Source organism: Nonomuraea sp. NPDC050786, from assembly GCF_040654115.1.
GTDB lineage: Bacteria > Actinomycetota > Actinomycetes > Streptosporangiales > Streptosporangiaceae > Nonomuraea.
Window position 1 is genome coordinate 1 of the sequence record NZ_JBFAHJ010000018.1, and the last position, 12,168, is coordinate 12,168.

12 protein-coding genes are annotated in these 12,168 nt (G+C 71.1%); 2 read left to right on the top strand and 10 right to left on the bottom strand.

The genetic code is table 11. The annotated features are described in order from the left end of the window. Positions 1-236: 236 nt before the first annotated feature. On the top strand, positions 237-1,277 hold the full coding sequence (locus tag AB0H84_RS28845) for an AI-2E family transporter (protein WP_357610690.1): 1,041 nt from the start codon (positions 237-239) through the stop codon (positions 1,275-1,277). Here AB0H84_RS28845 and AB0H84_RS28850 read toward each other — a convergent pair. Together AB0H84_RS28850 and AB0H84_RS28855 are read right to left on the bottom strand one after the other, a co-directional pair. Further along, complete coding sequence (locus tag AB0H84_RS28850) at positions 1,263-1,949, bottom strand: helix-turn-helix transcriptional regulator (RefSeq protein ID WP_357610693.1); 687 nt, start codon at positions 1,947-1,949, stop codon at positions 1,263-1,265. The genes AB0H84_RS28845 and AB0H84_RS28850 overlap by 15 nt on opposite strands. A gap of 19 nt (positions 1,950-1,968) precedes the next feature. Continuing rightward, positions 1,969-2,832: a hypothetical protein gene (locus AB0H84_RS28855; RefSeq protein WP_357610696.1), complete on the bottom strand. Its 864-nt coding sequence runs from the start codon at positions 2,830-2,832 to the stop codon at positions 1,969-1,971. Positions 2,833-2,884: 52 nt separating this feature from the next. On the opposite strand from AB0H84_RS28855, the gene AB0H84_RS28860 reads away from it, so the two are divergent. Beyond that, positions 2,885-3,307 carry a hypothetical protein gene (locus tag AB0H84_RS28860; RefSeq protein ID WP_357610699.1) on the top strand — a complete coding sequence of 141 codons (423 nt, stop codon included), beginning with the start codon at positions 2,885-2,887 and terminating at the stop codon, positions 3,305-3,307. Here the strand turns inward: AB0H84_RS28860 and AB0H84_RS28865 are convergent. The 8 genes from AB0H84_RS28865 to AB0H84_RS28900 all read right to left on the bottom strand — a co-directional run bounded on the left by AB0H84_RS28865 (position 3,297) and on the right by AB0H84_RS28900 (position 11,884). Next, positions 3,297-4,469, bottom strand: coding sequence for an ABC transporter permease (locus AB0H84_RS28865; RefSeq protein WP_357611245.1), 1,173 nt, complete (start codon positions 4,467-4,469; stop codon positions 3,297-3,299). The genes AB0H84_RS28860 and AB0H84_RS28865 overlap by 11 nt on opposite strands. Positions 4,470-4,489: 20 nt before the next feature. Continuing rightward, complete coding sequence (locus tag AB0H84_RS28870) at positions 4,490-5,248, bottom strand: ABC transporter ATP-binding protein (protein ID WP_357611248.1); 759 nt, start codon at positions 5,246-5,248, stop codon at positions 4,490-4,492. Continuing rightward, positions 5,248-6,339 (bottom strand): peptidoglycan-binding protein, encoded by a 1,092-nt coding sequence (locus AB0H84_RS28875; RefSeq protein ID WP_357610701.1) that lies wholly within the window; start codon positions 6,337-6,339, stop codon positions 5,248-5,250. Before AB0H84_RS28875 ends, AB0H84_RS28870 begins: the two co-directional genes overlap by 1 nt. Then, positions 6,336-6,863 carry a hypothetical protein gene (locus AB0H84_RS28880; protein WP_357610704.1) on the bottom strand — a complete coding sequence of 176 codons (528 nt, stop codon included), beginning with the start codon at positions 6,861-6,863 and terminating at the stop codon, positions 6,336-6,338. Before AB0H84_RS28880 ends, AB0H84_RS28875 begins: the two co-directional genes overlap by 4 nt. A 23-nt stretch (positions 6,864-6,886) precedes the next feature. Further along, complete coding sequence (locus tag AB0H84_RS28885) at positions 6,887-8,293, bottom strand: HAMP domain-containing sensor histidine kinase (protein ID WP_357610707.1); 1,407 nt, start codon at positions 8,291-8,293, stop codon at positions 6,887-6,889. Beyond that, on the bottom strand, positions 8,290-8,967 hold the full coding sequence (locus AB0H84_RS28890) for a response regulator transcription factor (RefSeq protein WP_357610710.1): 678 nt from the start codon (positions 8,965-8,967) through the stop codon (positions 8,290-8,292). The genes AB0H84_RS28885 and AB0H84_RS28890 overlap by 4 nt, the downstream gene beginning before the upstream one ends. Before the next feature lie 83 nt (positions 8,968-9,050). Beyond that, positions 9,051-10,826 (bottom strand): hypothetical protein, encoded by a 1,776-nt coding sequence (locus AB0H84_RS28895; protein WP_357610713.1) that lies wholly within the window; start codon positions 10,824-10,826, stop codon positions 9,051-9,053. Next, positions 10,823-11,884, bottom strand: coding sequence for a MoxR family ATPase (locus AB0H84_RS28900; RefSeq protein ID WP_357610716.1), 1,062 nt, complete (start codon positions 11,882-11,884; stop codon positions 10,823-10,825). Before AB0H84_RS28900 ends, AB0H84_RS28895 begins: the two co-directional genes overlap by 4 nt. Positions 11,885-12,168: the final 284 nt, after the last annotated feature.

Genomic DNA, 12,168 nt, shown 5'->3' on the forward strand with positions numbered 1-12,168 from the left:
GACCCGACTTGCTCGACCTGCTGGAATTAATCCGCGCCCCGCTTCCGGGACAACCCCTCTAACTTACCAGCCCCTCCGGAGTGATGCGTACATCCGCCGGAGTGGAAGTGTCAGGAGGTTGTCCCCGAGTGAGACCGGCGATCATCGCCGTCCTCGCGGGACTGGTGAACTCTATGTACGCCTCCGGGAACCGTCAAATCGATGGTTCGCGTGCGAACCGGGGGTACGTACCGGGAGTGCGAGATCAACCCGCGCCCAGGGCGCTCATCATCCTGGTGGGCATCGCCGCCGCAATGGTCGTCCTCTACGGAATCCGCGAGGTGGCGTCGATCGCCGGCCCCGTCGTGCTGGCCCTGGTGCTCGTCATCGCCGTCTCCCCGGTACGCGGGTGGCTCGCCGCCAGGCGCGCGCCCGTCTGGCTCCAGGTCGTCGTGCCGTTCCTCATCGTGGTGCTCGTGCTCCTCGGCATGGTCGGCATCCTGACCATCTCGGCCACCCAGCTCGCCTCGCTGCTGCCCACGTACGCCGACCAGTTCGAGCGTCTTCTCACTGACGCGCAGCGCTGGGCCACCACGCACGGCCTCAGCAACGAAATGATCTACAGAGGGCTGCGGGCGTTCGACCCGGGAAAGATCGTGGAATTGGCGCAGAGTCTGCTCGGCAGTTTGATCGGCATTCTCTCGGCGATGTTCCTCATCGTCGTGCTGTTGCTGGCGATGTGTCTCGACGCGCCGGTGACCGCGAAAATTCTCACCTCCGGCGTGGGCAGAAGGCCGCGGCTGGTGACCGCCCTCGGCATCTTCACGCACAAAACGCGGCGCTATCTGATTGTCTCGACCGTGTTCGGGCTGATTTACGCGATCATCGACGTGATCGCCCTGTCGCTGCTGGACGTGCCGCTCCCGCTGCTCTGGGGCGTGCTCGCGCTGATCGCCAACTACATCCCCAACATCGGCTTCCTCATCGGCCTGCTGCCGCCCGCCATGCTCGCCCTGCTGGACGGCGGCGTGCAGAAAATGCTGCTCGTCATCGCGGCGTACACGATCACCAATGTCGTCACCCAGTCGTTCATTCTCCCGAAATTCCTGGGGGACGCCGTGGGGCTCTCCACGACCGTGACCTTCATCTCGCTGATCGTGTGGACTTTCGTGCTGGGGCCGCTGGGCGCCGTTCTCGCCATTCCGCTCAGTCTGCTGGCGCGGGCGCTGTTCATCGACAGCGATCCGAGCGCCGGGTGGGCGCAGGCGCTGGTGTCGGGGAAGCTACCCGGAAAGTGACACGAGGTGGCGCATGGACACCCCGCTCAGCCGTTTGACGTCGTGTGACAGGTGCGCCTGGTCGGCGTAGCCGGCCGCGAGCGCCACCTCCGCCAGCGGGACACCCGCGCGGGCCAGGGTCAGCGCGCGCTGGAAGCGGACGATGCGCTGGAGGGTCTTGGGCGCGTAGCCGAACGAGGCCAGGCTGCGGCGATGCAGCTGCCGCTCGCTGAAGCCCAGGTCCCACGCCACCTCTCCGACCGTGCGACCGTTTCGCAGCGCGCCCGCGATGGCGAAGCTCGCGGGATCGGCGGATGTCCCCTGGGCCAGGCGAGCTCTGACCGCGGCCCGCAGCGCGTCGAGCCGCCGCGAAGGAGGGGCGTCCGGGACGTGCAGGGGTGGCAGGTCGGACAGCCGGACGCGCTGGTCGCGGAGCTCCTGGAGCGGGAGGCCGAAGAAGTCGCCCGCGGCGCCCGGCTTGAACCGGATGCCCACGAACGTGTCGCCCGCAGCCATGGGTGTCGGCATGGGGCCCGTGTCAGGGCCGGCCACGAACAGGCCCTCCGGCCCCCAGATCAGGTCGACGCAGGCGTCGGGCACCACGAGCTGCGTGGTGTCCGCCTCGCTGACCTGACGCCACTCGCAGGCGACGCGGTCGGCGAGCCCGGCGGTCGGGGGCCGTTCGACGTACATGCCCCCAACGTACGCGACCTCACCGACAGAGGCCGGGCAGCCGCCCGTACGCGCGCAGCGTCTTGAGTCTCTGCACGGTGACGTATCCGCCCCATTCGTGCTCCACGAGCGGGGTCCACATCAGCCAGTTCCCGCTCCATCCCCCGTCGTGGGACTGCGCGGCGATCAGGGCGTCGAGGTGGGTGTCCAGGACGTCCGGGGTGAACAGCGGGAGCCGTAGCGGCTCGGGCGCGAAGTCCAGCGGGAAATGCGCCTCCCCCGGCGCGCCGGGGTCGAAGGAGACGGTCGCGAGGACGGCCTCGCGCAGTCGTGCGAACTCCGCCTCCGCACGGGGACGGTCGGGCACCAGGTCCAGGAACGTCATCACGGCCCTGGCCTCGTACGGGCTGGTCTCGCTGATCGCGGCGATCCGCGACCAGCAGAAGTCGGTGGCGGCGGCCAGCCAGGGATGGGTGCTGCCGTGCTTGTGCAGCAGCCCCGCGATCGACGCGGTGGGGACGAGGCTCCCGGGCGGCGAGTCGGGGGTCTCCCACCAGGGCGCGTGCGGAGTGTCGCGGACGGACGGCAGGACGAACGGCACGCCGCCGTCGGGCGCGCTGACCTCGGCCAGGTAGTCGCAGGCGGCCGGCACCATCGGCGAGTCGAACGCGTCGAGCTCGTCCAGGATCCAGAACGCCACCTCGACAGGCTCCGGCTGGCTGCCCGCGCCGCGCAGGTCGGGCTCGAGCGCGTTGCCGAAGCCGCCGTCGGCGTTCTGGTAGCAGCGCAGCACGTCGAGCACCCGCTCGCGGGGCCCGTCCTTGAAGAGCGCCTCGAAACGCAACCTGTCGATGAGGCGCCCGTGGAGCTGCAGGTATCGCTCGGCGCGGTCGATCACGTCCATGCGGGCGAACCTATCTCTTGCCCCAGGCCGTTCTCTTGTCAAAATCGGACGTATGGAGCGGCAGCGGCGATGGGACGGGGACGAGCGGTTCACCGGCGTGAGCGACGCGGCGGCGATGCTGCCGGCCGTGCGGCGGCTCGAGGAGATGATGCGCACAGAGGGGTGGGTCACCGAGGAGCCCGAAGCGCATCTTCTCCCCCACCTGCGGCGCGTCCCTGGCTGGGAGGTGCTGGGCGAGCGGCTGCTCGACGACGGCTTCTACGAGGTGCGGGCCCGCCCGGAGGAGGGGCTGGAGGGCATCGACGTGCAGCGGGCCGTGATCAGGCTGCTGTCGGTGATCGCCGAGCCCTCCTTCCTGGTGCACCAGGTGAGCGCCAATGTGTACGACTGCGTGACCGGCGTGCTCCCCGGCGACTCTCCGGGGATCTTCAAGTCGCACGGGCACCTCGTCCGGGTCATCGTCGTCACGGAGTAGCGAGCGCCTCCGTCGGTGACATCCGCGCGGCGCGTACGGCCGGGTAGAAGCCCGCGACGCCGCCGATGATCAGCGTGGCGAAGACGCCTCCGAGCATCGCCCAGAGCGGTACGGTCCCGGGCCAGCCCTGCAAGCCCGCGTAGGCCGCCGTGACGCCGATGCCGAGCAGCACGCCGCCCACTCCGCCGATGGCCGACAGCAGCAGCGACTCGGCCAGGAACTGCAGGCGGACCTGGCCGCGCGTGGCCCCCAGCGAGCGGCGCAGGCCGATCTCCGCTCGCCGCTCGAGCACCGAGATGACCATCGTGTTGGCCACGCCCACGCCGCCCACCAGCAGCGCGACGCCGCCGAGGCCGAGCAGGAGCGCGTTCAGCGTGGCGTCGGTGGCCTGCTTGGCGGCCAGCACGTCCGACGGTCTGGAGACCTCGACCTCGTTGGGCTTCTCGGGGTTCGCGGTCGCGGCGAGCACGTCGCGCACGGCGACGACGGACGCCTCCTGTGCCCTGGTGTAGATCGTGGTCGGGTAGCCGTCGAAGCCGAGCCGCTCCTCGGCGACCGGCCAGCCGACCAGGGCGGCCGTGTCCAGTTCGGGGGCGAGTGGCGCGGGTGCGAGCACGCCCACGACGGTGAACCACCGCCCGCCCAGCCACACGCGCTGGTCCGGGCCGGCCCGGACGACGCCGAGCCGGTCGGCCGCCTTGGCGCCAAGCACGGTCGCCGGGTAGCGATGGGTGGCCTCGTTCAGCCAGGTGCCGCTCGCGACGGTGGCGCCGACGTCCTGGAGCAGGTCGAGCCGGGCGGCGGTGACGGAGAGGCTGCTGGTCTGGGCCGCGGGGATGTGGTCGTTGCGGTACACCTTGGCCGGGGCCGTGCCGGTGGCGGTGACCGCGGTGACGGGCCCGATCTGGCCGATCATGCCTTCGGCCTCCGCGGGCAGGTGCGACGCCTCGCCGAACAGGGACTGGCCGGGCGAGACGGTGAGCAGGTTCGTGCCGAGCGCTTCGAGCTGCCGGTTGAGGTCCTCCTGGCTGGAGGCGGAGATGCCGACGACGCCGAGCATGGCCGCGATACCGATGGCGATGCCGAGCGCCGACAGGAACACCCGCAGCGGCCTGGCCCGCAGGCCGGCCCCGCCGACCCTGATCACGTCGCGCGGCCGCATGCGGGCCGCTACCAGGGCGGTCACCGCGGTACCCCGTCCACGAGCCCACTGCGTGCCTCCGGCACGACCCCACTGCGTGCCTCCGGCACGACCCCACTGCGTGCCTCCGGCACGACCCCACTGCGTGCCTCCGGCACGACACAGCCGTCGAGCATCTCGATCTGCCTGGGCAGCGAGGCCGCGATGTCGCGGTCATGGGTGATGACGACCACGGTGGTGCCGCCCGCGTTCAGCTCGCGCAGCAGCTCCATCACGCCGGCTCCGGAGCGAGAGTCGAGGTTGCCGGTCGGCTCGTCGGCCAGCAGCAGTTTCGGGTCGCCGACGACGGCGCGGGCGATGGCCACGCGCTGCCGCTCACCGCCGGACAGCTCGTGGGGGCGGTGGCCGAGCCGGTGCCCCAGCCCGACGCGTTCCAGGGCGTCGTACGCGCGCAGCCGCCGCTCCCGCAGGGACGGGCCCGCGTACAGGAGGCCGTCGGCCACGTTGTCCAGCGCGGAGACCCCGGCGGCCAGGTGGAACTGCTGGAAGACGAAGCCGATGACATTCGCGCGCAGCGCCGACAGCTGCTTGTCGGTGAGCGCGCCCACGTCGTGCCCCGCGATGCGGACCAGACCGCCCGAGGGCTGGTCGAGAGTGCCGATCATGTTGAGCATGGTCGACTTGCCCGAGCCCGAGGGGCCGACGATGCCGACGAGCTCGCCGTGGTCGATGGTCATGGAGACCCCGCGGAGCGCGGCGACGTCGCCGTAGTGCTTGCTGACGTCGTGCAGTTCGGCGATCACTTGGGCACCGCCACGGTCATGCCCTCTTGCACGCCGGTGACCTCGACCTGGCCGTCGGCGAACATGCCGGTCGCGACCGCGACGTAGCGGGTGGCGGAGCCCTCGACGACCTGCACGCCGTAGCCGCCCTCGGCCAGCGCGAGCAGCGCGCCGACGGGCACGGCCAGGACGTTCTCCCGCTGGTCCGACACGATCGTGACGTCCACGGGCGCGGAGTCGTACGACTTCTTCAGCCCGCTCACGGAAATCTTGACCTCGACCGTGGTGGTGGTGTCGTTGCCGGTGCCGGTCTCGGTGGCGACCTTGCCCACACTGGTGATCCTGCCGTTCACCGTGGCGCCGTCGGGCAGCTCGACGGTGGCCTTCATGCCCTTCCTGACCAGGTGTTCGTCGGCGACGTCGAGGTTGACCAGCACCTCGCGCGCGGTGCCAGTGGCGGTCAGCACGGGGCCGCTCGCCGTGTCGCCGAGCGCCTTCTTCAGCTCGCCGACGCGGATGGGGCCGTCGGCGATCACGACGTCTCCGGGCCGCACCTCGCCGGTGACGTCGAGGCCCAGGTCGTCCTGCCAGTCCTCGACCGCCTCCCTGGTGGCCCAGGTGAACGTGTCGTCCACGTCGAAGCCGGTGTAGCCGAGCGCTTTCAGGTTGCGTTCGAGCAGCTCGACGTCCTTGCCCTCGACGCCGTCCTGCAGGGTGCGGTAGAGGGGCATGCTGCCGTACAGGAGGGGGCGGCGGTCGGCGTCCACGCTGTAGACGCCGTGGCCTCGTGTGATGGTGGTGCCCTCGTCCGGTAGCCAGGTGATCGTGCCCTGGGACTTGCCGCTGACGGTCAGGGTCTCGCCGTAGCCGAGGGTGCCGTCCACGGTCTCGGTCTCGGTGAGGGTCGTACGGGTGGCCTTGGCGGTGGCGGGGGGCGTGCGGACGGCGGCGGCCGTACCGGTGCCGTTGCCGCCGAAACCCAGGGCGGCGGCCGCGACGGCGGCGGCGAGCAGCGCGGCTCCTCCTGTCCACGCCAGCATCCGCAACGGACGGCGCCGGCGTGGCGGTAAGGCACGCGCGGCGAGGGACGGCTCTTTGACCTGCGTCACTTGCTCCCTCCCAGCCACGGGAAGTTCTTGCCGCAGATCTCGAACGCCTTCTGGAACTTCGGGTCGTCGCGCTTGAGGCTGCGCGCGGTGCCGCTGGCGAGAGTGCCGTCGGGGTTCGGGTCGGGCATGTCGACGCCGTTGTCGCGCATGCACTTGGCGAACGCGCGCAGCCGCTCGACGTCCTCCGGCTTAATGTTCTTGCGGTCCATGAACGGCGCGTAAGCCTTGCAGGCCCGCGCGGCGTCCTTGACCTTCACCTTGTCGACGTTCTCGCCGATGGCAGCGAGGCCGCCGCCCTTCTTCGCCGGGTCAGGGTCGTCCATGGGGATCCCGTGGTCGCGCATGCACTGGGCGAATTTCCTGCCTTGCTCCTGCGGATCGGCCGTCGCGGTCGCACTGGCGCCGGCGGAGGGCCGCGTGGAGGCGCCCGCGGCCACGGAGGCAACCCCGGTGCCGTTCTGCGGGCTGCCGCAGCCGGCCGCCAGGGTGGCCAGCAGGGCCGTCGCGATGAGTGTTCTGTTCATGCTCCGAATGTGCCGAGCGCGCTTCAATGCGAGCTTGGAGCCGCCTCGGAGTCAGGTAGGAGCACGCGGAAGGTGGCACCTTCGCCGGGCGCCGTGTCCACCTCGACGCGGCCGCCGTGGGCGCGGACGATGGCGGAGACGATGGCGAGGCCGAGCCCGGCGCCGCCGTCGGCCCTGGATCTGCCCTGGCCGACGCGGTAGAGGCGGTCGAACAGGCGCGGTACATGCTCGGACGGCACACCCGGACCGGTGTCCGACACCTCCAGCACGGCCGTGCCGCCGGACCTGCCGACCCTGACGGTGACGGCGGCGTCGGGAGGCGTGTGGCAGAGCGCGTTGCCGACGAGGTTGGCGGCCACCTGGCGCAGGCGGGCGTCGTCGCCGACGATCGAGACGGGCGCGAGCCGGCCGTCGAGCCCGGCCAGCTTGACCTGCCGGTCCGGCACGCGTACGCGGGTGTCGCGGATCGTGTCCGCCGCCACCTCCAGCAGGTCGACGGGGCGCCGGTCGAGCGGGCGTTCCTCGTCGAGCTGGGCCAGCGTCAGCAGGTCGTTGACCAGCACGCCCATCCTGGCGGCCTCGTCCTCGATCCTGCGCATGGCCTCGCCGGCGTCGCCGCCCCTGCGGTGCAGCTCGGCGAAGCCGCGCACGGAGGTGAGCGGGGTGCGCAGCTCGTGGGAGGCGTCGGCCAGGAAGCGCCGCATGCGGGCCTCGGAGTCGGTCCTGGCGGCGATCTCGGCCTGGAGCCGGTCGAGCATGACGTTCATGGCGCCGGCCAGGCGGCCGGGCTCGGTGTGCGGGTCGTGGGCGGGCACGCGTCGGGCGAAGTCGCCGCGCGCTATGTGGCCGGCCGTGGCCTCCATCCTGGTCAGCGGGCGCAGGCCGAGGCGTACCAGGGCGTCGGCGGCCAGGCCGAGCAGGAGCAGCACGAACCCGCTCACCACGGCGGCGATGGCGATGGCCGAGGTCTGGGTCTGCTCGAGCTCGGCGAGCGACTGGGCGAAGATCCAGGTGCTGCCGTTGGACAGCGGCACGGCACGGACCCGCCACGAGGGCCCGCTGGTGCCCGGCACGGTGTAGGGGCCGTCGGTCCTGATCTCGTCGAGGACGGGGGCGGGATCGCCGCGCTCGGCCGAGGACCTGAACCGCAGCGTGCCGTCGGGGTCGTAGATCATGACCTGCTGGACGGCGGCGATCCGCTTCGTGAGCACGTCCCAGACGTCGTTCACGATCGGCTTCCGCGGGATCATCTGAACGCCCTTGGCGGTGGCCACCTTGGTAATCTGCTGGAGTTGCTTGTCCACGCGGTCCATCAGGTTGTCGTGGAGGAGCACGATGCCCGCCACGTTGGCGAGCACCAGCCCGAGCGCGGCGAGCCCGAGCACGGCCATGACCAGGCGGGTGCGCAGGGTCCAGGTGGCGGGCCTCACCGCGGGGTCCTGAGCGTGTAGCCGACGCCGCGCACGGTGTGGATGAGCTGCGGCTCCCACTTGTCGATCTTCTTGCGCAGGTAGTAGACGTACGACTCGACGATGCTGGAGTCGCCATCGAAGTCGTAGCGCCACACGCTGTCGAGGATCTGGGCCTTGCTCACCACCCGGCCCGCGTTCGTCAGAAGATATTCGAGCAGGTTGAACTCGGTGGGCGACAGGTCGACCGGCACCCCGGCCCTGCGTACCTCGTGGGCGTGCGGGTCCAGCTCCAGGTCGGCGTAGCGGAGGATCTCGTCCCGTGGCGCCGAGCGGCTGCGGCGCAGGATCGCGCGGATGCGCAGCACCACTTCCTCCAGGCTGAACGGCTTGGCCACGTAGTCGTCGGCGCCCAGCGTGAGCCCCTGTACGCGGTCCTCCACCCGGTCGCGCGCGGTCAGGAACAGCACGGGAATGCGCTCCTCCAGCCGCCTGGCGACCTCGAACCCGTCGAAGTCCGCCAGCATCACGTCGAGCACCACGATGTCGGGCTTGAACTCCCTGGCGGCGCTCACCGCCTCCGCGCCCGTCTCCACGGTCCGCACCTCGAACGACACCAGTCGTAACGTCTGTGAGAGCAGGGCGCGGATGTTCGGCTCGTCGTCCACGACGAGCACCCTGGCCGGTCGGTCCATGGTTAAAGGTCTACCCGAGCCACTTCAAAGCGGGCTCAAAGCGCTCACTCCCCCGAAAAGCGCTCGCTCCCCGCAGCGGGCGCTCATTTCACGAAGAACACCGGCCCGCGCGGCCGGAACGGCAGCGAGGCGCCCTGCGGCACCAGGAACGCGTGCTCCCTGCGGATGTGCAGCACGTCACACGCGCCGTCGGTGATCACCAGGATGGGGCCGTCCGGCGGGAAGTCGTCGGCCTGCTCGAGCAGCCTGACACCCGGCTGGAGCACCGTACCGCCGCGGCCGCGCACCCTGACTTTGCCCGCGATCTCCTCGACCGGCAGGTATCCGGCGTCGTAGGCGGCGGCGTCGCAGAAGACCACGCGGGCGCGCGGGACGTCGCGGGCCGCGGCGTAGGAGGCGATCGCGCCGAGCGCCTTGCCGAGCAGCGTCACGTCCATGGACCCCGAGGTGTCCAGCACCACACCGAACGTGGCCTTGCGCACGACCTCCTCGGGCCGCACCCAGCCGGGCCGCGGGATGCCGGGGCTCGACGCCTGCCTGCGCGAGGCGCGGGCGTAGGAGCGCCGCTTCTCCTCGGGCTGGAAGTGCTCGTCGAACCAGCGGGCGAGCCGGGCGTCCCAGGGCAGCGGCGGCTGGTCGAGCGCGCGGATCTCCTGCTCGAGCCCGGCGGGCAGCAGGCCGCGGCCGCTGCTCTGGTGGTAGGCCAGGCCGGTGCAGAGCGCGTTGCGGTAGTACTCGTCGAGGTCGACGTATCCGCCGATGCGGCGGGGCGGCTGGTCGAGCACGTCGCCGAGCCCGCGGCCGCGCAGGGTGGCGAGCTTGCGCAGGCGGCGCAGGTCGGTGGAGAGGCGGTCGTAGACCGCCTCCGCGGACATGCCGGCGAGCGACTGGTCGAACAGCAGCCCTTCCGGCATCTCGCCGACACCCATCTCGATCAGCCACCCGTTGATCACGTAGTCACAGGCGACGTTCCACAGGTACGGGTCCCTCATGCCGCACCGCTCGCCGTGGCGCAACGCGGCGTGCAACATCTCGTGGGCCAGCACGAAACGCCATTCGGGCTCGGAGTGCCGGGCGAGCGGATTGATGTAGATCTCCCCCGCCTCGGCGCTGACCGCGGCGATCGAGATCGCCCAGCCCCTGGCCAGCTCGGCATCGGAGACGATCTTCATGCCCGCGGCCAGCGCGCCGAGCAGCGGGTACGACGACGTGAACCAGCGCAGCGCCAGGTCCCAGGGGCCCTTGACGTGCCCTTCGACCGGGGTGCGGGGCTCGCCGGCCCGGTCGAGCGCGCTGGTGGCCGCCTCGGCGATGCCGATCGCGAACGTGCGCTGGAAGTCGAGGTCCTCCGCCAACTTCGCCGAGCCGATGTGGAAGTCGGGCTCGCCCGACGGCTTGAACGGGGGCGGCACGCCGAGCCTGCGCCAGCGCTCCGACAGCGCCACCTCGTCCTGTTCGGGCAACTCGTCGGGGAGCGGCCAGGGGCAGCGCCCGATCTTGAGCGTGCGCAGGAACCGCTCCACGGCCAGGCAGCAGGCCGCGTGGTAGGCGGGGTCCGGGCGGTCGCCGTCGATGTCCTTCGGCGCGCAGACGCGCGGGTCGGCATGGCCGAAGCCGAGGTGGAGCAGCAGGTGGGCGAAGACCCACGTCCATTCCTCGGCGGGGGCGCGGCGCTTGGGGTGGAAGCGCACGTCGCCGTCGTCGGTGACGACGGCCCAGGTGTCACTGCCCAGCTCGTCCTGCTCGGCCTCCAGCAGGTAGCTGTGGAAGACGCGGAAGAGCGGCTGCCGGAGTACGGCGTTCCAGCCGTTGTGCATCTCTGCCCGCCACGGATCGACCTTGGCCTTGACGCGGCTCATGACCGAGCCGCCATCAGCCTCGGCACGTCCCTCCCGATCTCCACCAGGAACCAGGCGGGCAGGGCGGGCGCGCCGTCGGCGTTGTTGGCGATGACCAGCTGGGCGCATTCCAGGGAGATCTCGGCCAGCTCCACCAGCAGCGTCTTCGCCCGGAAGCCCAGGTCTCGACCGCGGGCGGAGGATCCGCGCTTGTCCGCGGGCAGCTCCTTGATCAGGCGGGCGCGGAACGCCTCGGCCAGGAAGTAGAGCAGGTCGCGCTCCTCGGGCCGGCGCGGCCAGGGGGCCTCGCCCTTCAGCACGGCCTCCAGGTCGTACGCGTGCCGCACGGTCTTGACGTAGGCGCGGAAGGCGGAGGCGTGCGTGGCGGTCAGCGTGCCGAACGCCAGCATGGCGATCGTCTCGTCGGGCACGTCGTCGCCGTACGACAGCAGCACGTCGGAGAGCATGTGCCAGGCCCGCGGCGAGGAGAACGGCTCCTCGGTCTTGGGCGGCGGGCTCCACAGGTGGTCGGGCCGCTGCACCAGGTAGTCGACGATCCACGGGTGGATGCCGTTGGCGGCGGCCCACTTCAGCCAGTCGTCCGCCGAGGCCCGCAGGTGCACGTGGACCAGCCGGTTGATCAGCGCGGACGCCATCGGGCGGGCGAGGGCGTTGTCGGTGGCGCGGTTGCCCGCGCCGATCACCACCGAGCCGGCGGGCAGCTCGTACGTGCCGATCCTGCGGTCGAGGATCAGCGAGTAGAACGCCTTCTGCACCTCGGGCGCGGAGGCGTTGAGCTCGTCGAGGAACAGGCAGTACGGCTCCGCGCGCGCGATCGACTCGGGCGGCGCGAACCGGCTGCGCCCGTCGACCAGCTCCGGCACGCCGATCAGGTCTTCGGGGGCGAGCTGGGTGCCGAGCAGCGTCACGCACTCCAGTCCGAGCGAGTCGGCGAACTCGCGTACCAGTGAGCTCTTGCCGATGCCGGGGGCGCCCCAGAGGAACACGGGCCGGACCACGGCGACGTGCAGCAGCAGCTCGGGGAGCTGCGCCGGGGTGACCGTGACCGTCGCCTGCACGCATCCCAGGGTGGCGAACCAGGCGCCGCCCGCGCATCCCATTTAATTGCGTTGCCCGGGTGAACGGCCGCTGTCTACGGTGACCGGCATGACATGCATGTTCACCTGCCAGGTTTTCATTCGCATCCGCCGCGGCCGGGCTCTGGCCCGCTAGCGGACGCGAGCATCTGATCCAAGCCTGATCCGCGCGTCCGCACGCGTGCCCAGGGCCCTTCGAGACCCGTCAATCTCGAGGACCCGGAAGGGCAAGTGCTGTGGCGCAGAATTTCGCGCACGGAAACTAT

Coding starts and splice junctions, on each gene's coding strand:
- AB0H84_RS28850 (WP_357610693.1), bottom strand. CDS start 1,949: ATGTACGTCGAACGGCCCCCGACCGCCGGGCTCGCCGACCGCGTCGCC.
- AB0H84_RS28855 (WP_357610696.1), bottom strand. CDS start 2,832: ATGGACGTGATCGACCGCGCCGAGCGATACCTGCAGCTCCACGGGCGC.
- AB0H84_RS28860 (WP_357610699.1), top strand. CDS start 2,885: ATGGAGCGGCAGCGGCGATGGGACGGGGACGAGCGGTTCACCGGCGTG.
- AB0H84_RS28865 (WP_357611245.1), bottom strand. CDS start 4,469: ATGCGGCCGCGCGACGTGATCAGGGTCGGCGGGGCCGGCCTGCGGGCC.
- AB0H84_RS28880 (WP_357610704.1), bottom strand. CDS start 6,863: ATGAACAGAACACTCATCGCGACGGCCCTGCTGGCCACCCTGGCGGCC.
- AB0H84_RS28890 (WP_357610710.1), bottom strand. CDS start 8,967: ATGGACCGACCGGCCAGGGTGCTCGTCGTGGACGACGAGCCGAACATC.
- AB0H84_RS28895 (WP_357610713.1), bottom strand. CDS start 10,826: ATGAGCCGCGTCAAGGCCAAGGTCGATCCGTGGCGGGCAGAGATGCAC.